General features: G+C 42.9%; 28 protein-coding genes and 1 tRNA gene. 9 read left to right on the top strand and 20 right to left on the bottom strand.

Features of this window, described 5'->3' with window-relative positions; genetic code table 11:
• Window positions 1-33 precede the first annotated feature (33 nt).
• A complete protein-coding gene (locus AC4JOV_RS02760; RefSeq protein WP_491522176.1) occupies window positions 34-204 on the top strand; it encodes a DUF6726 family protein in 171 nt (56 codons plus the stop codon).
• A gap of 292 nt (window positions 205-496) precedes the next feature.
• Here the strand turns inward: AC4JOV_RS02760 and AC4JOV_RS02755 are convergent, their stop codons facing one another.
• The 5 genes from AC4JOV_RS02755 to rpsO all read right to left on the bottom strand — a co-directional run bounded on the left by AC4JOV_RS02755 (window position 497) and on the right by rpsO (window position 4,866).
• Complete coding sequence (locus AC4JOV_RS02755; RefSeq protein WP_229936663.1) at window positions 497-796, bottom strand: chorismate mutase; 300 nt, start codon at window positions 794-796, stop codon at window positions 497-499.
• Window positions 797-871: 75 nt separating this feature from the next.
• Window positions 872-1,489, bottom strand: a complete 618-nt coding sequence (locus AC4JOV_RS02750; RefSeq protein ID WP_229936664.1) for a class I SAM-dependent methyltransferase — start codon at window positions 1,487-1,489, stop codon at window positions 872-874.
• 268 nt (window positions 1,490-1,757) lie between these two features.
• Complete coding sequence (gene dnaK, locus AC4JOV_RS02745; protein WP_229936665.1) at window positions 1,758-3,638, bottom strand: molecular chaperone DnaK; 1,881 nt, start codon at window positions 3,636-3,638, stop codon at window positions 1,758-1,760.
• Between the two features lie 116 nt (window positions 3,639-3,754).
• Window positions 3,755-4,297 carry a nucleotide exchange factor GrpE gene (grpE, locus tag AC4JOV_RS02740; protein WP_229936666.1) on the bottom strand — a complete coding sequence of 181 codons (543 nt, stop codon included), beginning with the start codon at window positions 4,295-4,297 and terminating at the stop codon, window positions 3,755-3,757.
• A gap of 299 nt (window positions 4,298-4,596) precedes the next feature.
• Window positions 4,597-4,866: a 30S ribosomal protein S15 gene (gene rpsO / locus AC4JOV_RS02735; protein WP_229936667.1), complete on the bottom strand. Its 270-nt coding sequence runs from the start codon at window positions 4,864-4,866 to the stop codon at window positions 4,597-4,599.
• Window positions 4,867-5,049: 183 nt separating this feature from the next.
• On the opposite strand from rpsO, the gene AC4JOV_RS02730 reads away from it, so the two are divergent.
• Together AC4JOV_RS02730 and AC4JOV_RS02725 are read left to right on the top strand one after the other, a co-directional pair.
• The gene (locus AC4JOV_RS02730; RefSeq protein WP_229936668.1) at window positions 5,050-5,448 is read left to right on the top strand and encodes an RrF2 family transcriptional regulator; all 399 of its coding nucleotides are present in this window, start codon (window positions 5,050-5,052) and stop codon (window positions 5,446-5,448) included.
• On the top strand, window positions 5,448-6,506 hold the full coding sequence (locus tag AC4JOV_RS02725) for a DHH family phosphoesterase (RefSeq protein WP_229936669.1): 1,059 nt from the start codon (window positions 5,448-5,450) through the stop codon (window positions 6,504-6,506). Before AC4JOV_RS02730 ends, AC4JOV_RS02725 begins: the two co-directional genes overlap by 1 nt.
• A 1-nt stretch (window position 6,507) precedes the next feature.
• Here AC4JOV_RS02725 and recR read toward each other — a convergent pair whose 3' ends face one another.
• Together recR and AC4JOV_RS02715 are read right to left on the bottom strand one after the other, a co-directional pair.
• Window positions 6,508-7,077, bottom strand: coding sequence for a recombination mediator RecR (gene recR / locus AC4JOV_RS02720; RefSeq protein ID WP_229936670.1), 570 nt, complete (start codon window positions 7,075-7,077; stop codon window positions 6,508-6,510).
• A complete protein-coding gene (locus AC4JOV_RS02715) occupies window positions 7,077-7,370 on the bottom strand; it encodes a Dabb family protein (protein WP_229936671.1) in 294 nt (97 codons plus the stop codon). The genes recR and AC4JOV_RS02715 overlap by 1 nt, the downstream gene beginning before the upstream one ends.
• 87 nt (window positions 7,371-7,457) lie before the next feature.
• On the opposite strand from AC4JOV_RS02715, the gene dnaJ (AC4JOV_RS02710) reads away from it, so the two are divergent.
• A complete protein-coding gene (dnaJ, locus tag AC4JOV_RS02710; RefSeq protein ID WP_229936672.1) occupies window positions 7,458-8,585 on the top strand; it encodes a molecular chaperone DnaJ in 1,128 nt (375 codons plus the stop codon).
• Here the strand turns inward: dnaJ (AC4JOV_RS02710) and AC4JOV_RS02705 are convergent.
• From AC4JOV_RS02705 to AC4JOV_RS02695, 3 genes are read right to left on the bottom strand one after another with little or no spacing between them, the layout of a single operon-like run.
• Window positions 8,578-10,470, bottom strand: a complete 1,893-nt coding sequence (locus AC4JOV_RS02705; protein WP_229936673.1) for a M48 family metallopeptidase — start codon at window positions 10,468-10,470, stop codon at window positions 8,578-8,580. The genes dnaJ (AC4JOV_RS02710) and AC4JOV_RS02705 overlap by 8 nt on opposite strands.
• A gap of 9 nt (window positions 10,471-10,479) precedes the next feature.
• Window positions 10,480-11,067: a LemA family protein gene (locus AC4JOV_RS02700; protein WP_229936674.1), complete on the bottom strand. Its 588-nt coding sequence runs from the start codon at window positions 11,065-11,067 to the stop codon at window positions 10,480-10,482.
• A 22-nt stretch (window positions 11,068-11,089) separates the two neighbouring features.
• Window positions 11,090-11,782 (bottom strand): hypothetical protein, encoded by a 693-nt coding sequence (locus AC4JOV_RS02695; RefSeq protein WP_229936675.1) that lies wholly within the window; start codon window positions 11,780-11,782, stop codon window positions 11,090-11,092.
• A gap of 140 nt (window positions 11,783-11,922) precedes the next feature.
• Between AC4JOV_RS02695 and AC4JOV_RS02690 the strand changes: the two genes are divergently transcribed.
• Both AC4JOV_RS02690 and zupT read left to right on the top strand, forming a co-directional pair.
• The gene (locus AC4JOV_RS02690) at window positions 11,923-12,435 is read left to right on the top strand and encodes a ferritin-like domain-containing protein (protein ID WP_229936676.1); all 513 of its coding nucleotides are present in this window, start codon (window positions 11,923-11,925) and stop codon (window positions 12,433-12,435) included.
• Between the two features lie 10 nt (window positions 12,436-12,445).
• Entirely contained in the window at window positions 12,446-13,270 is an 825-nt protein-coding gene (zupT, locus tag AC4JOV_RS02685) for a zinc transporter ZupT (RefSeq protein ID WP_229936677.1), read from the top strand.
• Here zupT and AC4JOV_RS02680 read toward each other — a convergent pair.
• Both AC4JOV_RS02680 and AC4JOV_RS02675 read right to left on the bottom strand, forming a co-directional pair.
• Entirely contained in the window at window positions 13,267-13,872 is a 606-nt protein-coding gene (locus AC4JOV_RS02680) for a hypothetical protein (RefSeq protein ID WP_229936678.1), read from the bottom strand. The two genes, zupT and AC4JOV_RS02680, sit on opposite strands and share 4 nt — an antisense overlap.
• A gap of 26 nt (window positions 13,873-13,898) precedes the next feature.
• Window positions 13,899-14,696 (bottom strand): DUF5718 family protein, encoded by a 798-nt coding sequence (locus AC4JOV_RS02675; RefSeq protein WP_229936679.1) that lies wholly within the window; start codon window positions 14,694-14,696, stop codon window positions 13,899-13,901.
• A 105-nt stretch (window positions 14,697-14,801) separates the two neighbouring features.
• Here AC4JOV_RS02675 and AC4JOV_RS02670 point away from each other — a divergent pair, with 105 nt between their 5' ends.
• On the top strand, window positions 14,802-14,960 hold the full coding sequence (locus AC4JOV_RS02670; RefSeq protein WP_229936680.1) for a hypothetical protein: 159 nt from the start codon (window positions 14,802-14,804) through the stop codon (window positions 14,958-14,960).
• Between the two features lie 74 nt (window positions 14,961-15,034).
• Here the strand turns inward: AC4JOV_RS02670 and AC4JOV_RS02665 are convergent, their stop codons facing one another.
• Window positions 15,035-15,316 (bottom strand): HU family DNA-binding protein, encoded by a 282-nt coding sequence (locus tag AC4JOV_RS02665; protein ID WP_229936681.1) that lies wholly within the window; start codon window positions 15,314-15,316, stop codon window positions 15,035-15,037.
• 595 nt (window positions 15,317-15,911) lie between these two features.
• Between AC4JOV_RS02665 and AC4JOV_RS02660 the strand changes: the two genes are divergently transcribed.
• Entirely contained in the window at window positions 15,912-16,388 is a 477-nt protein-coding gene (locus AC4JOV_RS02660) for a lipoprotein (protein ID WP_229936682.1), read from the top strand.
• A 64-nt stretch (window positions 16,389-16,452) separates the two neighbouring features.
• On the opposite strand, the gene AC4JOV_RS02655 is transcribed toward AC4JOV_RS02660, so the two are convergent.
• The 5 genes from AC4JOV_RS02655 to AC4JOV_RS02635 all read right to left on the bottom strand — a co-directional run bounded on the left by AC4JOV_RS02655 (window position 16,453) and on the right by AC4JOV_RS02635 (window position 20,361).
• Window positions 16,453-16,941: a hypothetical protein gene (locus tag AC4JOV_RS02655; protein ID WP_229936683.1), complete on the bottom strand. Its 489-nt coding sequence runs from the start codon at window positions 16,939-16,941 to the stop codon at window positions 16,453-16,455.
• Between the two features lie 155 nt (window positions 16,942-17,096).
• Window positions 17,097-17,181 (bottom strand) — tRNA-Leu (locus tag AC4JOV_RS02650).
• A 60-nt stretch (window positions 17,182-17,241) separates the two neighbouring features.
• Window positions 17,242-17,544 carry a F0F1 ATP synthase subunit C gene (locus tag AC4JOV_RS02645; RefSeq protein WP_229936684.1) on the bottom strand — a complete coding sequence of 101 codons (303 nt, stop codon included), beginning with the start codon at window positions 17,542-17,544 and terminating at the stop codon, window positions 17,242-17,244.
• Between the two features lie 178 nt (window positions 17,545-17,722).
• Window positions 17,723-19,900, bottom strand: a complete 2,178-nt coding sequence (locus AC4JOV_RS02640) for a polyribonucleotide nucleotidyltransferase (protein WP_229936685.1) — start codon at window positions 19,898-19,900, stop codon at window positions 17,723-17,725.
• Window positions 19,901-20,013: 113 nt separating this feature from the next.
• Window positions 20,014-20,361, bottom strand: coding sequence for a Dabb family protein (locus AC4JOV_RS02635; protein ID WP_491522175.1), 348 nt, complete (start codon window positions 20,359-20,361; stop codon window positions 20,014-20,016).
• A gap of 87 nt (window positions 20,362-20,448) precedes the next feature.
• On the opposite strand from AC4JOV_RS02635, the gene dnaJ (AC4JOV_RS02630) reads away from it, so the two are divergent.
• Window positions 20,449-21,576 (top strand): molecular chaperone DnaJ, encoded by a 1,128-nt coding sequence (dnaJ, locus tag AC4JOV_RS02630; protein WP_229936672.1) that lies wholly within the window; start codon window positions 20,449-20,451, stop codon window positions 21,574-21,576.
• On the opposite strand, the gene AC4JOV_RS02625 is transcribed toward dnaJ (AC4JOV_RS02630), so the two are convergent.
• Window positions 21,569-23,461: a M48 family metallopeptidase gene (locus AC4JOV_RS02625; protein ID WP_229936673.1), complete on the bottom strand. Its 1,893-nt coding sequence runs from the start codon at window positions 23,459-23,461 to the stop codon at window positions 21,569-21,571. The two genes, dnaJ (AC4JOV_RS02630) and AC4JOV_RS02625, sit on opposite strands and share 8 nt — an antisense overlap.
• A gap of 9 nt (window positions 23,462-23,470) precedes the next feature.
• Window positions 23,471-24,058 (bottom strand): LemA family protein, encoded by a 588-nt coding sequence (locus tag AC4JOV_RS02620; protein ID WP_229936674.1) that lies wholly within the window; start codon window positions 24,056-24,058, stop codon window positions 23,471-23,473.
• Window positions 24,059-24,060: the final 2 nt, after the last annotated feature.

Below are 24,060 nucleotides of genomic sequence, written 5' to 3'. Positions count from 1 at the left end.
ATATACATATACTATTTTCGTTATAATGCCGCCATGAAAAAAACAGCACTAATGATTTCTATAATTTTACTCTTTATCTCCGGGTGTACCCAGGTAGTCACTGCACCCATCTATGTTGCCGGAGCGGCAGTGAGCACGACCATTGATGTAGCAGGTGCAACGGCAGATGCCGTTACAGATGATGACGAAGAAGAGGAAGATTAATCTATTCGGACCTGAATAGTAGTAGAAGGGGCTCTTATGCCCCTTTGGCATTCCTGAACTCTGAGATCTCACGTACTATTAAATAACGTACAATGAACAGAGTCCATTGCCCTACGCTAACGCTGAGTTCTCTTCAGCAGAGCGCTCTCGCAGCTGGCTGCTCTTATGCCCCTTTGGCATTCCTGAACTCTGAGATCTCACGTACTATTAAATAACGTACAATGAACAGAGTCCATTGCCCTACGCTAACGCTGAGTTCTCTTCAGCAGAGCGCTCTCGCAGCTGGCTGCTCTTATGCCCCTTTGGCATTCCTGAACTCTGATATCTCGCTCTCTACCATTCCATCGATCATGCGGACGTAGAGATCGTTGATCAGGTTTGGGGAGAGGTCCAGTTCAATGGCCTGTGCTCTCACTCTGGAGATCACATCATTGATCCTCTCTTGGGCTTTTACTTCATCTATAGAGGTTTTAAAGTGAGCAATCTGCTTGATATAATCATTACGCCGAGCGATCAGTTTTACAATCTCTTCATCAAGTTGATCAATCGCTTCTCTTGCTTCAGCAAGTGTCTTACATTTTTTTGTTTCCATAAAACTATCCTATGTGAAATTATCTCGATCTATTATAGCAAAATAGTTAGTATAACCATAGAATTTGACTTTTAATTACTGACGTTTTATCGCGATGATCAATCGAATCACGTCAAAGAGTTTATACTCCACAGACCGGACCTCAAAGCCTGCCTCTTCTATGGACTTTTGTGTGTTGCGAAGCATGAAGGTCCCAAGCACTCTCCTGGAAAAGAGGTTCATTACCCAGAGAAATACATTGATCAACGTATAGTTGCTCTTCATATGTTCAAGAAAGATCACCTTTCCTCCAGGCTTAAGGACTCTCATAATCTCTTTAAGCCCTTGTTGAGGATGAGGCACGGTACAGAAAACAAATGTACTTACCACACAATCAAAACTGTCATCCTCAAAGGAGAGATGCTCCAGGTCCATCTGAAAAAGCTTGAGACTATCCCACTGCATCTTTACTTTCATTTTTTCTGCAAACTCCAGCATCCCTTTACTGAAGTCTATTGCTGTAAGTTCTACGCTGTTTCGGTCATAATAAGCAAAGTTCTTACCCGTACCTGCTCCTACTTCCAGGACTTTGCCTTTAGCCAAAGCAACCGCTTTGTTTCGCAATCTTTTAAAAAACAACTGTTCCATAGGCCATTCAACGATATCATACAGTTTTGCAGCATTTGAGTATTTTTTTGCTGTTTCATTTGACATGGGATACCTCCATCTAGATGTGGATAGTGCTCCAATTATACTGTAAAAGAGTTATGAGGTTAAAAATAGAATTGAGGGGGAAGTGACCTCCACAAACGCGGAGGTCAAATTTTATAAAGTATTTCTGTAGAGATTACTCTACTTCAGCATCGATAACATCGTACTACTGATAGGACACAACCGAGGCAAAGCCCCGTTTGTTACGTTGTCACTGCGACCTCTTCAGCAGAGAGCTCTGCGACTAGTCGCTTTTTACTGAAGTTTCGTCTTACTCTACTTCAGCATCGATAACATCGTCATCGTCTGCTTTTTTAGCACCTTCGGCACCAGGCTGTCCACCCTGCTCTTTGGCATACATTGCTTCAGCTAGCTTGTGGCTCTTTTCGGTCAATGCCTTCACTTTCTCTTCGATCTGCTCTTTGGTTGCATTGTCATCTTTCAACACAGCTTCAAGCTCTTCGATCGCAGCTTCGATGTTCGCTTTTTCAGCGGCATCAAAGTTCTCACCAAGGTCAGCGAGTGATTTCTTCGTCTGGTGTACCAATGCATCCGCCTGGTTTCTAGCCTCTACCACTTGCTTTCTCGCTTCATCGTCAGCTTTATGCGCTTCGGCATCCTGAACCATTTTTTCGATCTCTTCATCACTTAGACCTGACGAACCTGTGATCTTGATATCCTGAGATTTACCCGTACCTTTATCAGATGCCGTTACTGTCAGGATACCGTTCGCATCGATATCGAATGTTACCTCGATCTGAGGTACACCTCTTGGTGCTGCAGGGATATCTCTGAGCTCGAACATACCAAGAGACTTGTTGTCTTTTGCGAACTCACGCTCACCCTGGAGTACGTGGATACTTACTGCAGGCTGGTTATCTTCCGCTGTTGAGAATACCTGAGATTTCTTCGCAGGAATCGTCGTACCTTTTTCGATCACTTTCGTTGTGACTCCACCAAGTGTCTCGATACCAAGACTAAGCGGTGTCACATCAAGAAGAAGTACATCTTTCACATCACCTGCAAGTACCCCACCCTGGATCGCAGCACCGATCGCAACAACCTCATCAGGGTTCACGGATTTGTTAAGCTCTTTACCGAAGAACTTCTTCATCTCTTCCTGTACAAGCGGTACTCTTGTTGAACCACCGACCATTACGATCTCATTGATATCTGATTTACCGAGACCTGCATCTTTCAATACACCTTCCACTGTCTTGATCGTACTTGCTACGAGATCAGAGATAAGTGACTCGAACTTCGCTCTTGTGATCTTTGTTACAAGGTGTTTTGGACCTGATGCATCAGCTGTAATGAACGGAAGGTTGATCTCAGTCTCCGTAGATGAAGAGAGCTCTTTTTTAGCAGTCTCTGCTGCATCTTTTACCCTTTGAAGCGCCATAACATCAGACTTGATATCGATACCTGTCTCATTTTTGAACTCATCAGCTACATAGTCGATGATCTTGTTATCGAAGTCATCACCACCGAGGAATGCATCTCCGCCAGTTGACAATACTTCAACCACACCGTCACCCGTCTCAAGTGCTGTAACGTCAAATGTACCACCACCAAGGTCGTATACGACGATCTGCTCAGCTTCTTTCTTATCCAGACCATATGCAAGTGCAGCAGAGGTAGGCTCATTGATGATACGAAGTACGTTAAGCCCGGCAATTGTACCCGCCTCTTTTGTCGCCTTTCTTTGTGCATCGTTGAAGTATGCAGGTACAGTAATAACCGCATCTGTCACTGTCTCACCAAGGTAAGACTCTGCATCCTCTTTCATCTTCATCAATACTTTTGCAGAGATCTCCTGAGGTGTGTAGGTCTTACCTGCTACTTCGATCGCACACGCACCGTTTCTGTCGATGATGTGGTATGGAAGTTTGTCTTTCGCCTCTTGCGCTTTCTCTTCGCTCATCATCAGACCCATGATTCTCTTGATCGAGTAGATCGTCTTCTCAGGGTTTGTTACGGCTTGTCTTTTTGCAGATTCACCGACAAGTACTTCACCTTTATCCGTAAATGCTACGATAGAAGGCGTTGTATTTTTACCCTCTTTGTTTGCGATAATCTTTGCTTCACCATTGTCATACACTGCCATTGCAGAGTTTGTTGTACCTAAGTCAATTCCTAATACTTTACCCATTTTCTCTTCCTTTCTATAATTGTTAACTTCTAAATTTATTTACAGGTTTGCCTATGCGGCTCACTTCGTTCGACACACTTCGGTTTCATACCGATAAACGTGAGGTTCACTCACCTTTATTTAGCGGTACTCACCATAGCCGGTCTGAGCACTCTATCTTTGATCGTATAGCCTTTTTGCATGACCTGTACGATCTGACCAGATTCGTGTTCGTCGCTCTCTGCTTGCATGATCGCCTGATGTACTTCAGGGTCAAACTCACCCTCACACTCTATCTCTTGTATATTATTCTTTGCCAAGATCTTTTTGAGTTGATCATACGTGAGGTTTACACCTTCTACCATCTGCGTATATGCATCAGAGTCACTCTCTTCGTTACTCTTCATTGCAGCAAGTGCATTCTCAAAAGAGTCCATTACTGAAAGGATATCTTTTGCAAAGCTCTCGTTTGCATACGATACAGCATTGTTCTTATCTTTCTCCAAACGCTTTTTGGAATTTTCAAAGTCCGCATGTGCACGAAGATACTTATCTTTCCACTCTGCAGCTTCAGCTTGTGCAACGTCTAAAGGATCGGCTGAACCTTCTTCTGTAGCTTCAGATTCGATCGTCTCTTCTGCCGTCTGATCTTCAAGAGTCTCTTTCTCTTCTTGAGCCATAGACAACCTCCTGTTTTTTCATTCATTATACATCATTGTTGTGATGCTTGAGAACATTATACAACATTGAGTCATATTTTGTCAAGTATAGCATGAGTCAATTTGACTCAACTATAAAATGAGTCTGTTTCAGACAACTTTAAAATTGATACAATGGTGCTTAGAAGAAACCATACTAAGCCAAGGTATGAGTGTAACAGTTGGAAGATAATAGTTATTTAATGATTGGTAAATATAAAGTAAGGTGTGAAGTAAACCATCCCGAGTGAGATGGTTTTTTTAGGTTGCGGTGGAAAGAATTAGTTTCTGATTCCAAGATCAGCTTTAATCGCAGTCCATCTTGTAAGATCTGATTTCTTAAGATATCTCATAAGTCTTCTTCTCTGCCCTACTAGTTTAAGTAGACCAAGTCTTGAAGAGTGGTCTTTTTTATTTATTTTAAGGTGCTCAGTTAGGTAGTTAATTCTTTCTGTAAGAAGTGCTACTTGTACCTCTGTAGAACCTGTATCGTTTTCGCCTCTAGCGTATTTTGCAATAATCTCTGCTTTTTTCGCCTGATCTAAAGCCATGATTGACCTCCTGATTGGTATTAAATTCTTCTCAAAATATCATTTTGGGAACGGAATGATAGCATATGAAGCTTATTTTGGACTTAGTATGAAAGGAGCCCCTATAAAGATAGAGAGTTATTCGTTTTTCTAATCTATATTAGAGTAATATACTCCTAATTATATATTTAAAGGTTTAATTTTATGTTATTAACACGAGCAACAGAGTATGCGCTGCTCTCCCTGGATACGATCAGACAATCCGAAAAACCTATCGGCGCAGAACAACTTGCCAATGAACTCTGTATCCCCAAAAGTTTTCTTGCAAAAATTCTGCAAAATCTGGCTAGGGCCGGTATACTTGAATCAAAAAAGGGAGCTCAGGGCGGGTTTATCTTGGTAAAAGATGTAAATGAGATCTCAGTAAGAGAAGTCATTATTGCAGCTGAAGGTAAAGCACCGGCAGTATTTGACTGTACACAATATGCGGCAACCTGTCCCAACGGAAGTATCGGCAGTTGTTCTATTTCACCATTTCTGCTGACCTTTCAGGGAAAAGTAGATGACTTTCTTGACGGTCTAATGCTTGGGGACATTATCTGATGAGACAGCAACACATTTATCACCTCTCTCATATCGACCTTGACGGTTACGGCTGTCAGTATCTTACACAACAATGTTTTCAAAAGATTGACTCTTTCAATGCCAACTATGGCCCGGAAGTCACTGCACGCCTGGAAGAGATTGTCAAAAAGATCGAACAGGACAAGTTCCTGCATGGAGAAGAAACAGAGCGTCTGATTCTCATCACCGATCTTAATCTCACGACAAAAGAGGGAAACTGGATCGAAAAAGAGGCGATACGTATCGGTGCAAAACTTCAACTGCTTGACCACCATGCTACGGGTGCCAATGCAGCAGAACGTTTTGCATGGTATCTGCTTGACACAAGCAGATGTGCAACATTGATTACCTATCACTGGCTTCAGAAACATTATGGATTTGACAGTGAGAATGCACTCTCTACCATTGTCCAGGCCATCAATGCTATCGACATCTGGGTCAGCGAGGATGAACTCTTTGAATATGGGAAAGTGATGCTCGGTATGATCTCCGGGGCAAAAGAGATCAACCGTATCCTCTTTCCTTCTGAAGATAGAGAGTTCAAGCTTTCTATGATTGATGCAGCAAAGCAGCTGATCAACGAAACAGATGCACCGATCAAACTTGATGATCAACTGCACCAGATCAAAAAGCGCTTTTTTATCAAAGAGAAAAACAATACAAAAGACAACCTTGTCGCAGCCTATGTCACCAACCTTCTTACAGCAGATAAAGCGCGTCTGACGATCACCTATAAAAATGCCAAAGGGATACTTGGCTATAACGTAGGAAGCGCCTCGATCATCGGTAATGCCTGCATGGTAGAAAATGAAGAGTATGATTTCTATATGGATGTTAACTTCAGAGGCAACTTCTCACTTCGAAGCAACAACAAACTGGATGTCTCCAAGATGGCTGCAGTAATCGGTAACGGCGGCGGTCATCCGAATGCGGCAGGTGGAAAGATCGAGGGGTACAAAGACTCCTTCGTCTATGCAGAAGTACGTGAATTCGTGCAAAACTACATCAACGAAAAAATTCACACGGTCATAGAGTAAATTAGATCTTTACTCTAGACTCCAAGGCCCTTGAGAGCGACATGACGTCGATATTTTCAAGCTCTACACCTGTAGGGACCCCCTGGGCGATTTTAGTAAATACGATCTCTTTCCCCTGCAGTTTATCTTCGATATAGAGTATCATGGTATCGGTTGCAATACTCGGAGGGAAAGCAAAGATGATCTCCTCTACCCCTTCAACCGCATAAAAAAGATGCGCCTCATCCATATCACTGACCTCAGAGACCACATAGTAGACACCGTTAAACTGTCTGCTCTCTTCAATGGTCAGAATATCTTTTGCCGACTGTACGATACAGAGCTTTGTCGTATCACGGTAAGGATCCGAACAGATCGCACAGAGTTCATCTTCACTCATATTGTGACACTTTCGGCACTTTTGGATCGTATTGACCCCTGTCTCCAGTGCATGTGCCAGCTTCATCGCACCGAACCCATCCTCCATCACTGCATGGTAAGCAAGGCGCACGGCTGATTTTTTACCGATAGAAGGCAGAGACTGGAATGCCTCGACAAGGTTTTCAAAAGCTTCGATCTTGGTATGTTTCATTAGCTCTTCACGTAATCTACTACTTTAGAGTACTCCACTACACCCTTGATGAACGCTACCACTTTAAGGTGTTCCGGATGCACAGCATACTCCTGCAAACCCTCTTTATCGGAAAAAGTCGTCACGATACCGAGATCCATCGCACGTTCTTCATCTGCGAAGTTCACGCCGACTTCCATACTCTGTAGTGTGGGTACTCTGCCCATCAAGTTCTCCAACATCTCTTTCGCCTGTTCAATATTGGCTGTTTTATGTTCTTCTTTAAACTTGAACATTACAATATGCACTACCATCTTTTACCTTCATCTTTAATTTTTGTGATTATAACCAAATTATGGTAGAATTCGCCAAAATCACTACAGCTCAATGGAGTAAACTATATGACAGAACTTGATTATTACGAAGTACTTGAGGTGAGCAAGGAGTGTAGCGGTGCGGAACTGAAAAAATCCTACCGTAAACTTGCGATGAAGTATCACCCTGATCGTAATCCGGACGATAAAGAAGCAGAAGAGAAATTCAAACAGATCAACGAAGCGTATCAGATACTAAGCGATGATGAGAAGAGAGCGATCTACGACCGTTACGGTAAAGCGGGACTCGAAGGCCAAGGTATGGGCGGCGGCTTCGGCGGTGCAAATATGGATGATATCATGGATATCTTCAACTCTATGTTCGGAGGCGGCGGCGGTTTCGGCGGTTTTGGACAAACCAGACGTGACCCTAGCCAAAAATATGCGCTCGATTTTGAGATAGAAGTACCGCTTAAATTTAATGAAGCGGTGTTCGGTTGTGAAAAAAAGATCGATATTACCTACAAAGTACCTTGTGAAGAGTGTGACGGCACCGGGGCGAAAGACGGCAAGCTCGAGACCTGTGACTACTGTGGTGGCCAGGGTCAGGTTGTCATGCGCCAGGGACGTATGCAGTTTGCACAAACCTGTCCAAAGTGTCATGGTGAAGGGCAAAAAGCTACGGAGAAGTGTCCAAGCTGTAGCGGTAAAGGATACAAGACCGAAGAGGAGACGATCACCATTAACATTCCGGCAGGTGTAGACTCCGGGAACCGCCTGAGAGCACAGGGGCATGGAAACCTGGCTAAAAACGGCAGACGCGGAGACCTCTACCTGACATTTATCGTAGAAGAGGATGAGAACTTTATCCGTAACGGAAACGATATCTATATCGAAGTACCGGTTTTCTTCACGCAAGCGATCCTGGGAGAGACCATCACGATCCCTACACTGGATGGAGAGACGGAACTTGAACTGAAACAGGGGACAAAAGACAAAGAACAGTTCATTTTCGAAGATGAAGGTGTTGCTGATGTACACAGCGGGCGCAAAGGTCGCTTGATCGCCCAGATCAAAATGGTTCTGCCTAAAAAGATCAATGACGAACAGCGTGAGCTGCTTGAAAAACTTCAGGAGAGCTACGGAGTGGAAAGCAGACCGCACAAGAGTACGTTCGAATCAGCATTTGATCGAGTGAAAAGCTGGTTTAACTAACCTCTTTTTGTAACATAAATTCTCTTGGCAGTGGCACCTGCAGAAGCAGTGCCATGGCATGCACAAAAAGATTCTCGCCCGGTGTAACGACACTGTCGACCTTCACCGAGTGCAACACCCCTTCAAAGATACGTTTTGCCACCCCGGGTTTCGCAAGTTCTATCTCTTTCATTGCACTTTCGAACATTTTATGAGAAATCGTATCTGAATAACGGTACTGTAATGCTCCTGCTCCGATCGTACGCATTACATCTGCATATGCTCTTCTCGCTGCCTCTTCGCTCTCATACTGATCATGCATGAGCATGGAAAAAACGATTTCCAACTCATTTTTGATGGCACCGATATGAGTATGTTTCAGTTTTTTAGGAACCTTGCGTTCTCCAAAATAGATCTGGAGATTTCTGCGTATCATGTACATCAGGCTCCACTCATACATCGAAACTTTTTGATCTATATCCACAAATGTCTGCATCAAGGTATCAAAAGTACGATACTGTTCTACGGAGAGTCCCTTTAAACTGTACAGTGCCAAGGAGATAATGAGCAGTGCCTCTTTTTGGTAAACCTCCACGCCTTTTGAAACCAGGCTTGCAAACTCAAGCAGCAGATAAGGGCTATGCTCTTTGAGAGATGCAAAGTGTGCCTCTCTGTAACCCTCTTCATAAAAAAGTGCCAGGATGGCTGCCTGTGCACCTAGCGGATCGTTGAGCTTCTCTCGTACCTCTTGATCCAGTTTCTCCACGCTCTCATGTGCATGTTTTACCTCATCTTCTTCCATCGTTCCTACACTGGCTAATGCTGCTGCTGTTACAGCACCCTGGATAAATCGCTCCTGTTTCGCTTTATGCTCCTCTTTTTCACCAAAAACAACTTTCTTTTCAGATGTTTCATATTCGGGGATTCGTCCATCCCATTTGCGATCTATCCTATGGATACGCTCTTTAAGAGGCGGATGTGTAGCAAAGAGCGAACTAACTCCCTGTGCAAAATAGAAGTGCGCATAGCTCTTTGCCGAGGGGCTGTCGATACCGGAGTGATAATAGAGTATCTTTTTGAGTGCACCTGCGATCCCGGCCGGGTACCTTGTATACTGTACTGCCGTAGCATCTGCAAGATATTCCCGACTCCTGCTTACTGAGGCCTTGATCAATGAAGCGAAGAATACACCGATATACCCTATCGCCAAAAGACCGAAGCCCAGTATGATCACTGCACCCCCTCCACCTTTTCTGGTGCGGGAGCTGCTGAATCTCAGATGCCGCACAAGAAACTCACCGATCATCGCAATAAGCGTCACACCATAGAGGGTAGCAGCAAGATTCATATTGAGCCGCATATCTCCGTTGAAGATATGACTGAACTCATGGGCGATCACTCCCTGAAGCTCATTGCGGTCGAGTTTCTCTACGGCCCCCTTGGTAATGCCTATCACCGCATCATCTATCGTCAAACCTGCTGCAAAAGCATTGATGCTGCTCTCTTCAAGCATATAGACTGTCGGTGTCAAGATACCCGAAGCGATCGACATCTCTTCTACAACGTTCAGGAGCCTCTTTTCTGCCTCATTGGCACTATTGGGACTGAGTTTTCTTCCTCCTAATGCTTCTGCTACGTTTTTTCCCCCTTTTGAAAGCTGTATATATTCATAGAGTGCTCCCAGTCCTACAAGCATAAAAATGACCACGCTCACATCCAAAAATATCGGGGAGTAAAAATATTTTTCAAAAGAGAAAGGTGCACCGTCATCCGAAATATAGTGAAAGTAAAACCAGCTGACAAAAGTGGTCGTTACCAGGATCAGACCGGCCACAGAAAGTATAAATAACACCACAAGTCGCCCGGTCTTCTTTCTGGCCCTCTCCTGTGCTTCAAAAAAGTTCATTACGTTTCCTTACAGCGACGTGCCGGGAACTTGCTGTATCGCTTTGGCATCCTCAAACTCCAGCATAGAGGCATCCTGATCAAATCCGAAACGATCGGCAATCATATTCTGGGGAAAAGACTGACGGTATGCATTGAAACTGTAGACAAAATCATTGAATGCCTGCCGTGCAAAGGCGATACGGTTCTCTGTCGTTCCAAGCTCTTCCATCAGCCGAGAAACATTCTCATTGGCTTTTAGCTCCGGATAATCCTCCATAAGCACTTGTATACTGCCAAGACGGTTGACCAGCTGCTGCTCTTTATGGGAGAGTCTCTTGATATCTTGGGCATGGTTGACCACCTCTTTGATATGCGACAGTGCCATGCTTGCTTCATTACGTGCTTTGATCACAGCCTCAAGTGTCTCCTGCTCATACTTCATGTATCCCTTGACTGACTGGGTTAGGGCCGGAATGAGATCATACCGTCTTTTGAGCTGCACCTGTATCTGTGCAAACCCATTTTCGATCCGGTTTTTTCTAACCACCAAGGTATTGTAAATCGTGATCAGATAAAGTACTGTGATAGTCAGCACGGCCAACAAGATATATCCCATTTTCTCTTCCCTTATGACTAATCTATTTATCTTTTTTGTTTTCTAACAAAGCGGGGGCTTCTCCTCCCTGCTCTTTAAGAAGCTTTACCAGCTCTTTTTTGACATTCTTGTCTGTCTTTTCATCCACTACGATATCCAGCATCTTCGTAATTTTTTCATGATGCTGTTGGCTGGCCTGCATGAACTCCTCATGCCTCAAAGTCTCTTCATGCATTTTTGCCTCTTGGGCTTTGTTCTTTCTGTGAATCCATAACAAAAGAAGCAGTACGAGCAGTACTAGCAACGTACCGACGATCAACACTGTTTGGTAAAATCTATTCTGGTTATCCTGGTTTGACAAGAGTCTTTTCTCCTGAGCCATAGTAAGCGCTTTTTCCTGCTCGAGCTTCATACTCTGCAACTCTTTTTCATACGCTAGTTTACTCTCCTGCAGGGCAGCTGCCTCTTGTGCTTTTACTTTTGACTGCTCCAGCTCCAGGCTTTTCAGCTGCTGTACCTTCTCTGCTTCGATCTTTGCCAGAGTGACCTGGTTGGCACCTATCAACTTTTGAAGTTCCAGAGTTTCATTCACCTCTTTATACTTCTTCTGGTTAGATACCCCGGTCTCCTCTTTTTTTGTCGTATCATTCATCAGATGTGCTTTGGAAACATTACCCTGTTCACACCCGTATAATAACACCAACACCAATGCTATAAAAAAATATCTGATCTTCAAGTTCTTCCTTGCAAACTGTTTTCACTATTTTAACCAATTTTTCGTTAGCGTATAAAAAAGGACTATTTCCATTTAAGTTTAATAGCGTTACAATGGATTAATAATAATTATTTTATTTAATAAGATTGAAAGGATCCAAGATGGCAAAAAGAGGTAATTCGATTATCAAAGGGGTAGAGATCAGTGAGATCATCACGCTGCTTAACAAAGCCTATGCAGATGAGTGGCTAGCCTACTATCAATACTTTATAGAAGGAAAAGTGGTCAAAGGTATCATGAAAGACGCGGCTATCGCTGAACTGACACAACATGCTGCCGATGAACTAAGGCATGCCAATATGGTTGCAGACCGTATCCTGCAGCTTGGCGGCACCCCTCTGCTTTCACCGCAAAACTGGTTCACGCATACCAACTGCGGTTATGAAACACCAACTGATTTTGATGTGGTTGCCATTCTTGAAGATGCCATAAAAGGAGAACAGTGTGCTATCTCAGTCTATTCAGAACTTGCTGAGTTGACCAAGGATAAGGATATCGTCACTTATAATATCGTCTCAGAGATCCTTGCAGATGAAGTAGAGCATGAAGAGGATCTTCAGGCACTGCATGATGATATCTCGGAGTTTGTAGAAAGTATCAAAGGTAAGCTCTAAAGGAGAGCGTGTGGAGACACTGACTCTGGAAGGTTTCCTTCCTGCCTTCTTTCTAACACTCTTTGCAGGTTTGTCAACGGTTTTAGGATCATTTTTAATTTTCTTCAGTAAAGAGAAAAATACAAAATTCCTCTCCATAGGACTTGGTTTTTCTGCAGGAGTGATGATCTATATCTCTTTTGTAGAGATACTTACAGAGTCTCAAAGTGCTTTTGCTCACTATTATGGAACTTTACCGGGAGAAACTCTGGGCCTTGCAGCCTTTTTCATAGGGATAGGGGTTACCTTTATCATTGATCAGATCATCCCTGACAAGGTCAATCCACACCATGCATTGGAATATGGTGAAGATCATATCTCTACGGTCAATGCACAGTTCAGCCTACTCTCCAGAGTAGGACTCTTTACCGCAATTGCCATTTCTATACATAATTTTCCAGAAGGGTTTGCAACGTTTGTCATGGCATTGGAAGATAGAAATACAGGGATGGCTATCGCCTTTGCCATCGCTATACACAATATACCGGAGGGATTAGCCGTTGCTCTGCCAATCTACTATGCAACAAACAGTAAAAAGAGAGCATTTTTCTTTGCATTGGCCTCAGGTCTGACCGAACCCCTCGGAGCCGTCTTAGGCTATATGGTGCTAGCTCCCCTGATGGGTGATCTCACACTGGGTATCTCTTTTGGTATTGTAGCCGGTATTATGATCTATATCTCGTTTGATGAACTGCTTCCATCATCGAGGCGCTATGGGAATGACCACACAGCACTTGGCGGAGTAGTGGCGGGGATGTTTGTAATGGCCCTCAGCCTTGTGCTCTTTCAGATTTAGTGCCAAACGCTTTGGCTCTTTCTATGGAGTGCCGCCTTCACCTCGTTGATCAATGATTCTGCCTCCTTGCCGAAGACAAATGTTCCCTTGAAACGTTTTTCTGTATTTTCTATATAGTCTCGGAGTGCTTCTTTTTCATTTTCAGTCACAGGCGCTTTAAAAAGATACTGCATCGCACTCTCTTGCATTTCACTTTTACGTTCTGTCTCTATGTAGATTTTGCTTGAGAGGAGTTTGAGCGCTCCATTTCCATCTACAGTGTATCTTTTGATACGGGCACCATAAGGGGCATCGGAGTTTCCCCGTCTGTCCCAGCGGGTATAAAATGTAATCATGGAGCCATTGATTTCATAACTCCCCTCTTCTATACTTCTCTCGTGACAGGCTCCCGTTGTGTCATCCAGAGTAAAAGATAAAAGCTCCGCCGCTTCTCCATCTCCTCTCTCCTGGTAAAGCCTCAATACCTTACCTTTGCTGTCGTAGATATGGTATGACTCAGTTTTGATCATAAAATGCTGATCAGAAAGCGTAAATCCGGTTAAGAGCTCTTCACTCATCGCCAAGGTGAGCGTCAACAGAGAAAGAATGAGCGTTCTAAACATAGTTACCTTCTATACTTATAGGAGAATTACTGTACCTTTTGGTGCAGTATCACTTTGGATGCAGAGGCAGCCAATGTTGCATCATCTTTCGTTGCATCGTATGCGATCACGTAGACTTCATCACCGCTTTGCAGATAGTTATGCTCGCCAAACTCGGCATACGCTGTTGCACCTATAGATATCAAAGCTTGTGATGGGTAATGACACCTCTTGAGATGCTCTGCGATATTTTCCAAAGGACCGAAATCCTTCTGGTGATTCATCTTCTCTATCAGCCAGTTTTTGAGCTTCGTATAAAAATAGCTGTAACCGGGCAATGGAGCATCCACACCATACTCATGCAGTACACCGTCACGTTTTACAAAGGAGCAAAGATGGTATCTGTCCATTACACCCCCCTCTTCAAACCTGTCGATATCGATCCACTTGTCTCCGATCCCTTTGGAGTTTGGACCCCAGCTTTTCTTTTCTGATATTTTTTTCGCCCCCTCTTTACGGATGGTACAGTCATTAAATACCGTAAATCTTTCAGCGATCAGATCCACTACTTCGTGGTTATCACCGTAAACAATCTCAAACTGAACTCCGATCTCAGGCTCTACTTGTGCATTGGCCTCATACTCCGGCAATGTCAACTCACTCGTAGCAACAGAATAGATACCTAAAAAAGAGTCACTGCCAGGAAGATAAAAAGGGAAAATACCTTTAGGTGCCTCAGGCTCTTCTGTCTGCACCTCTTTAAAATCTTCAAGCTCGCCTGCCTGCTCAAGATGGTGTGCAAAGTTCCCTGCTACACCCAGGCCTATCATCTCATCAACTCTCATCGTCTCTCTTTTTTGAGCACATTATATCATGTTGTCACTGGCAGAGTACACAAAGAGTACACAGCCGGAGTCTATACTAGATAAAACATAGAAAAAGGAGATAGCATGGCAGCTGATGATCATAAAAAGAAAGATAATAAAAATATCATTTTCGTATCAGTATTTATCGGTGCAATGTTGATTTGGATGCTGGGTACTGTCATTTACGTGACAAACAATGTAGCAAACTGTTCCAGTGCAAAAAAATTGGATAACGCGTGTTAGAATAATATGATTTTTAAATAGCGTGAAGATATATACAGAAAAAGGTTACCCAAAAAACGGGTAACCGAAAATAATTAAGCACCCGCCACAGCGTCTTTAAGCGTTTTACCGATTTTGAATTTTGGTGCAGTATGTGCAGGTTTTGTATAGGTTTTATCTGTACCAGGTACTTTACCAGATTTTTCAGCTACATCTACTGTTGAGAATGTTCCGAAACCAACAAGAGAAACGCTCTCTTTCTTTACCAGTGCCTCTGTTACAGAATCAATAAATGCTTTTACGGCTCTCTCTGCTGCCGCTTTGCTCTCAAATTCACCATTCTTCTGTACCAACTCTACAAATTCAGCTTTTGTCATGCTTCTTCCTTTAATATAAGATGTAAATCATTATATCACATTTTATTCTTAAAAATTGCTAAATAACTCCTAAAATGCCCTAAATAAGGGTGTTTCAGGGGATTTTAACGTTTTTTTCTCTTTCGATAAGGCACTTTTTATAAAATTTGGCTTTATATAGCTAATTAAAAAATCCTAATAATATGTAACTTATATAGTCTAAATCCTTCTCTATGCCTAGCGGGTTTTTCATTGGGATAGATTCATCCTATTCAAACCTGCGTTTGAGTTCAGCACTTAACTACAGGGGAATCATAGATTGAAAATAGTAATTGTTTACCTAAGCTGTCATCACAAGAGAAGTGTTGCTTTTAAAGTTAAAATAGAAAAATGAAATTGAATCAAGAAGTATAAAATGGTACGATCAAAGGGATTTATCACTTTAACAAATTCTCACAATGCCCTGCCTTAGGGCATCCATGATTTTAAAAGTTAGCTGTTGGCAAACAATTGACCTACAAATCTGGCAGACTCTGCCAAAATTCATTCCTAATTTCTTTCTTAATAAAAAGATATTTTAAGATATTATCTGTCATTAAACTTTCAGGGGAGAATCATGAAAAAAATTATTTTAGCTTTTTTAAGTCTGTTTATCTTGACTGCATGTGGTGAACAACCACCACTAGCAAACAAAGATATCTTTATTAAGAAAATGACTAAAAATAATTTATATAAAAAAGGTGAATTCTTAAGTGTATATCGTTGTTTAACCGCATCTGCTCCTCTAGGAGAAAGTCAAGCTGTATTTCATTATGCAACTTGTGCTATTACAGATAAACAAGTTATTATTTTTAATAACGATAAAGATTATTTAGAAAATCATGGGAAGAAGCTTACTTATTTGAACTTAAATGATATTGAGGGTGTTGACTATTACGAATTTGGCTTAGGAGGAAACCTACAGCTAAAAATAAATAATAAAATTTTAATCATAGGTACTTATCATAAAGAAACTGACTTAAAAAATTTAAATATATTAAAAACACATGGAGTAAAAAGTTTTAAAGCAACATATCTTATTCATAATTATTGAAGCATCTACAAAAGTAAATTAGAAACAAGATTATAATCTTGTTTCTTGGTAATACTAGGTTTAGTTAATATTGTGTTTTAGCAGGACATTGACTTCGTTGTCCTTTGAGCCATAATTTAAGTTCATTAGCCCAAGTTTCACCCTTCTCTGACAAATAAGGCTCTTCATAAATTGATCTAATTGAAGAAGTCACAACAATTACTGATTTACAGTGTTTATTTCCAGGTTTAATCTGATAATATTTGTTATATGTTGTTTTATTATTTACATTATCACTTGTAAGAGTAAGAATTGTATGTTTGGACCTATCCGCTTCATAAAGATTTGTAAAACTATAATTATATGCTGCAGCTCCATACCCTACACCACTAGCACTATAATCATAACATTCATCTATGTTTTTTAAGAGTATATTATAAGTTTCTTTAACAGACTTATCTGAGCAAACTTCGTCTTTAAAACCTTTTGTTAATAAATCTTCTTTTGTATGCAATGTAGGCCCCATACATCCTACTAACCCTAAACTAAAAACAGCTATTATGACTTTTTTCAAGAAATCCCCTTTTTATACAATAATGAAAATATGTTATCAATCATTGGCTGAAGATTAAATAAGTACAAAAATGAATAGTTAAAGAAGAAATGATTTAATGTATATCAGAGTTAAAATTTTAAATATGATTGAAGTCCCATGAAATGGGTGTTTAATGGTGCGATCGGAGGGATTTGAACCCTCACACCACGAAGGCACTACCCCCTCAAGATAGCGTGTCTACCGTTCCACCACGATCGCGTGTGTTTGTGTGGACGGGATTATACCCGCCCGAAACTTAAAGATTGCTTAAAATTCCTATTATAGGAATGGGTTAGCGTAAAGAGCGATAAGTGCAATAACAAGTGTATAGATAACTTGTGCTTCGATCATCGCAAGAGCAATGAACATTGTAGTCATTAGTTTACCACCAAGACCTGGGTTTCTAGCTGTACCAGCGATTGTTGCAGCAGCAGTGTGACCCATACCGATAGCACCACCAAGAGCAGCAAGACCAAGACCAACACCAGCAGCTACTACTGAGTAAGCTTGGATCATAGATTCACCTTCACCTGCGAATGCAGCTGCACCAAGTGCCATGAAAAGTACAAAAATCTTTTTCATTATAATTCCTTCAAAATTTGGTTGATTTTAAGTCTCTACGACTGTCTTCCAAAGTCCGTTCGGCTAGCGTAAACAGTATCTCTACTGCCAACAGCCACATAAATGCAAACTGTTTCCCTACTTATCACTTCGTAATAACGGCGTAATTTTATCTAAAAGTAGATTATACTTTGCTTCGCTATCCCAAATATTCCGGTGTAGCGAGCTCTACTTTTTTGCCTTTTTGCTCCAGTACCACCACTTCGATCGGATCACCCTCATTGTAACGCTCTGCCAGGTTATCTACTCGCCCTTTCGAGACTTTGGAGATATGAAGCAGCGCATCGAAACCGTCAGGCATCTCGACGAACATACCAAAGTCTACGATCTTTTTGATCTTACCTGTGTATTGTTTGTTGATCTCGTACTGCATCTGTTTCGGTACAGGTTTTGATGCAATTGTTTCAATATGGTCTCTGGCAGCGGCTACTTTGCTGTCATCCTCACCGCTGACTTTTACACCACCGACCTCTCTGTCCAGGTCAATGCTTACATCAAATTTTTCAATGATCTCACGGATCGTTGCTCCTGCTTTACCTATGATATCAACGATACGGCTTGGGTCAATCGTAAAATGCTCAATGGTTGGGAGTGCCTCGCTTGGTTTCATCTCCTCTTCTGCTTTTTCCATAAGCGCCAAGATATGTAAACGTCCTTTTTTTGCTTGTGCCAGTGCATCTTTGAGAATGTGGAACTCTAACCCACCCAGTTTGATATCCATCTGCATCGCAGTAACTCCGTCACGTGTTCCCGTGATCTTGAAATCCATATCACCATCATGGTCTTCAAGGCCCATAATATCAGTCAGAACGGCATACTTCTCACCCTCAGTGACAAGTCCCATCGCCACACCCGCAACAAGCTTTTGTGTCTCTACTCCCGCTGCTCTTAGTGCCAATGAACCTCCACATACAGTAGCCATAGAGGAGGAACCGTTACTCTCAAGTATCTCAGAGACTAATCTGATAGTACCCTCTCTGCGGATATCAATGGTAGGCTCCAGTGCACGTTTAGCAAGATTACCGTGACCTAGTTCACGTCTTCCCGGCGCACTTGCAGGTTTCGCTTCACCTACTGAGTATCCAGGGAAGTTATAGTGCACCATAAAGGACTCTGAAAGTGAACTTTTTTCAGTGATGAGTTCATACATCTGTGCATCTTTATCCGTCCCCAGTGTTGCGCTCACAAGTGCCTGTGTTTGTCCTCTTGTAAAGAGACATGAACCATGCACAGAAGGCAGGATATTGGTCTCGATATCAATAGGGCGCACCTCATCAAGCGCTCTACCGTCTGCACGGATATTTTTATCCAGGATCAATGCTCTCACGATAGTTCTCTTGTAGGATTCTAGTACATTGCTTACCAATTCCTTCTCCAGTACTACACCCTCTGCCGCTTTCGCTTCCATGATCGCTGCACGTACCTTCTTGAGTGCCGTACTTCTTTCACTTTTTGCCATAGACTGTACGGCTTCTTCCACGGCCTCTTTGTAATTTGCTGCGATATAGTCATAGAGTTCACTGTCCACTTTTGTATCAAACAGCTCCAATACAAGTGCTTCTCTGCTTACCGGTGCAAAGACATCTTCGTATGCTTCAGAAGCCTTCGAAATCGCTTTTTGTGCCACCTCGATTGCTTCAAGCAGTGCATCCTCATCCAACTCATTACATTCGTGATGTTCAAGTATCAATGGTACTTCTGCCATCGTAGGAGCAACCACATCATCAATGATCTCTTGCGCAACAGTACGCATCTCTATCATCAAGACATCTTCACCTGAACCGACAACAAAGAGATCTAGTGTACTCTCTGCCTGCTCTGAGAGTGTCGGGTTGACGACTATTTCTCCGTCTATCTTCGATAAACGGACTGCTGCAACGGCTTGTGAAACCGGTGTATCTGATACAAAAAGCGCGGCAGATGCAGCATGTAAAGCCGCCACCTGCATATCTACTTCGCTGTCACTGCTCAAAACGGTCACGGTGATAACTACCGGATAACGGAATCCTTTGGGGAAAAGCGGACGAAGAGATCTGTCAATAATACGGGATGTAAGTGTCTCAAAATCACCGGGTTTTGTTTCTCTTTTGATAAAGCCGCCCGGTATCTTTGCTGCGGCATAACTCTTTTCGATATACTGCACCGTCATAGGAAGGAAATCCTCATCTACAGGTGTTTCATCGATAGCAACAGTTGCCAGAAGAACGGCTTTCCCCTGTCGGTATAGTACTGCACCTGAAGCCTGTTTAGCTACTTTGTTAAATTCGTATTTCTCTTCTAAGTTGTTGATATTGAGCTCTAGCACTGTTGCTTCCATAAATTATTTTCCTTTACTCTCATCTGGTTGGATTTTCTTTTTTTTCTCTTGACGTTCTACCATCCACGCAATCTCATCAAAAGTCGGTTTCTCAAAGTTTTGAAAATAGTATTCTATCGAAATATAATCTTGAATCTTATGAGGGCAAAAGACTCCGTCACATACTGCGAGCTCTTCACGTAATCTACTACTTTAGAGTACTCCACTACACCCTTGATGAACGCTACCACTTTAAGGTGTTCCGGATGCACAGCATACTCCTGCAAACCCTCTTTATCGGAAAAAGTCGTCACGATACCGAGATCCATCGCACGTTCTTCATCTGCGAAGTTCACGCCGACTTCCATACTCTGTAGTGTGGGTACTCTGCCCATCAAGTTCTCCAACATCTCTTTCGCCTGTTCAATATTGGCTGTTTTATGTTCTTCTTTAAACTTGAACATTACAATATGCACTACCATCTTTTACCTTCATCTTTAATTTTTGTGATTATAACCAAATTATGGTAGAATTCGCCAAAATCACTACAGCTCAATGGAGTAAACTATATGACAGAACTTGATTATTACGAAGTACTTGAGGTGAGCAAGGAGTGTAGCGGTGCGGAACTGAAAAAATCCTACCGTAAACTTGCGATGAAGTATCACCCTGATCGTAATCCGGACGATAAAGAAGCAGAAGAGAAATTCAAACAGATCAACGAAGCGTATCAGATACTAAGCGATGATGAGAAGAGAGCGATCTACGACCGTTACGGTAAAGCGGGACTCGAAGGCCAAGGTATGGGCGGCGGCTTCGGCGGTGCAAATATGGATGATATCATGGATATCTTCAACTCTATGTTCGGAGGCGGCGGCGGTTTCGGCGGTTTTGGACAAACCAGACGTGACCCTAGCCAAAAATATGCGCTCGATTTTGAGATAGAAGTACCGCTTAAATTTAATGAAGCGGTGTTCGGTTGTGAAAAAAAGATCGATATTACCTACAAAGTACCTTGTGAAGAGTGTGACGGCACCGGGGCGAAAGACGGCAAGCTCGAGACCTGTGACTACTGTGGTGGCCAGGGTCAGGTTGTCATGCGCCAGGGACGTATGCAGTTTGCACAAACCTGTCCAAAGTGTCATGGTGAAGGGCAAAAAGCTACGGAGAAGTGTCCAAGCTGTAGCGGTAAAGGATACAAGACCGAAGAGGAGACGATCACCATTAACATTCCGGCAGGTGTAGACTCCGGGAACCGCCTGAGAGCACAGGGGCATGGAAACCTGGCTAAAAACGGCAGACGCGGAGACCTCTACCTGACATTTATCGTAGAAGAGGATGAGAACTTTATCCGTAACGGAAACGATATCTATATCGAAGTACCGGTTTTCTTCACGCAAGCGATCCTGGGAGAGACCATCACGATCCCTACACTGGATGGAGAGACGGAACTTGAACTGAAACAGGGGACAAAAGACAAAGAACAGTTCATTTTCGAAGATGAAGGTGTTGCTGATGTACACAGCGGGCGCAAAGGTCGCTTGATCGCCCAGATCAAAATGGTTCTGCCTAAAAAGATCAATGACGAACAGCGTGAGCTGCTTGAAAAACTTCAGGAGAGCTACGGAGTGGAAAGCAGACCGCACAAGAGTACGTTCGAATCAGCATTTGATCGAGTGAAAAGCTGGTTTAACTAACCTCTTTTTGTAACATAAATTCTCTTGGCAGTGGCACCTGCAGAAGCAGTGCCATGGCATGCACAAAAAGATTCTCGCCCGGTGTAACGACACTGTCGACCTTCACCGAGTGCAACACCCCTTCAAAGATACGTTTTGCCACCCCGGGTTTCGCAAGTTCTATCTCTTTCATTGCACTTTCGAACATTTTATGAGAAATCGTATCTGAATAACGGTACTGTAATGCTCCTGCTCCGATCGTACGCATTACATCTGCATATGCTCTTCTCGCTGCCTCTTCGCTCTCATACTGATCATGCATGAGCATGGAAAAAACGATTTCCAACTCATTTTTGATGGCACCGATATGAGTATGTTTCAGTTTTTTAGGAACCTTGCGTTCTCCAAAATAGATCTGGAGATTTCTGCGTATCATGTACATCAGGCTCCACTCATACATCGAAACTTTTTGATCTATATCCACAAATGTCTGCATCAAGGTATCAAAAGTACGATACTGTTCTACGGAGAGTCCCTTTAAACTGTACAGTGCCAAGGAGATAATGAGCAGTGCCTCTTTTTGGTAAACCTCCACGCCTTTTGAAACCAGGCTTGCAAACTCAAGCAGCAGATAAGGGCTATGCTCTTTGAGAGATGCAAAGTGTGCCTCTCTGTAACCCTCTTCATAAAAAAGTGCCAGGATGGCTGCCTGTGCACCTAGCGGATCGTTGAGCTTCTCTCGTACCTCTTGATCCAGTTTCTCCACGCTCTCATGTGCATGTTTTACCTCATCTTCTTCCATCGTTCCTACACTGGCTAATGCTGCTGCTGTTACAGCACCCTGGATAAATCGCTCCTGTTTCGCTTTATGCTCCTCTTTTTCACCAAAAACAACTTTCTTTTCAGATGTTTCATATTCGGGGATTCGTCCATCCCATTTGCGATCTATCCTATGGATACGCTCTTTAAGAGGCGGATGTGTAGCAAAGAGCGAACTAACTCCCTGTGCAAAATAGAAGTGCGCATAGCTCTTTGCCGAGGGGCTGTCGATACCGGAGTGATAATAGAGTATCTTTTTGAGTGCACCTGCGATCCCGGCCGGGTACCTTGTATACTGTACTGCCGTAGCATCTGCAAGATATTCCCGACTCCTGCTTACTGAGGCCTTGATCAATGAAGCGAAGAATACACCGATATACCCTATCGCCAAAAGACCGAAGCCCAGTATGATCACTGCACCCCCTCCACCTTTTCTGGTGCGGGAGCTGCTGAATCTCAGATGCCGCACAAGAAACTCACCGATCATCGCAATAAGCGTCACACCATAGAGGGTAGCAGCAAGATTCATATTGAGCCGCATATCTCCGTTGAAGATATGACTGAACTCATGGGCGATCACTCCCTGAAGCTCATTGCGGTCGAGTTTCTCTACGGCCCCCTTGGTAATGCCTATCACCGCATCATCTATCGTCAAACCTGCTGCAAAAGCATTGATGCTGCTCTCTTCAAGCATATAGACTGTCGGTGTCAAGATACCCGAAGCGATCGACATCTCTTCTACAACGTTCAGGAGCCTCTTTTCTGCCTCATTGGCACTATTGGGACTGAGTTTTCTTCCTCCTAATGCTTCTGCTACGTTTTTTCCCCCTTTTGAAAGCTGTATATATTCATAGAGTGCTCCCAGTCCTACAAGCATAAAAATGACCACGCTCACATCCAAAAATATCGGGGAGTAAAAATATTTTTCAAAAGAGAAAGGTGCACCGTCATCCGAAATATAGTGAAAGTAAAACCAGCTGACAAAAGTGGTCGTTACCAGGATCAGACCGGCCACAGAAAGTATAAATAACACCACAAGTCGCCCGGTCTTCTTTCTGGCCCTCTCCTGTGCTTCAAAAAAGTTCATTACGTTTCCTTACAGCGACGTGCCGGGAACTTGCTGTATCGCTTTGGCATCCTCAAACTCCAGCATAGAGGCATCCTGATCAAATCCGAAACGATCGGCAATCATATTCTGGGGAAAAGACTGACGGTATGCATTGAAACTGTAGACAAAATCATTGAATGCCTGCCGTGCAAAGGCGATACGGTTCTCTGTCGTTCCAAGCTCTTCCATCAGCCGAGAAACATTCTCATTGGCTTTTAGCTCCGGATAATCCTCCATAAGCACTTGTATACTGCCAAGACGGTTGACCAGCTGCTGCTCTTTATGGGAGAGTCTCTTGATATCTTGGGCATGGTTGACCACCTCTTTGATATGCGACAGTGCCATGCTTGCTTCATTACGTGCTTTGATCACAGCCTCAAGTGTCTCCTGCTCATACTTCATGTATCCCTTGACTGACTGGGTTAGGGCCGGAATGAGATCATACCGTCTTTTGAGCTGCACCTGTATCTGTGCAAACCCATTTTCGATCCGGTTTTTTCTAACCACCAAGGTATTGTAAATCGTGATCAGATAAAGTACTGTGATAGTCAGCACGGCCAACAAGATATATCCCATTT

Source organism: Sulfurovum sp. MH2-6 (assembly GCF_058374785.1).
Note: the sequence above shows the minus strand (reverse complement) of the source record. Positions and strands in the feature narration are given on the sequence as shown.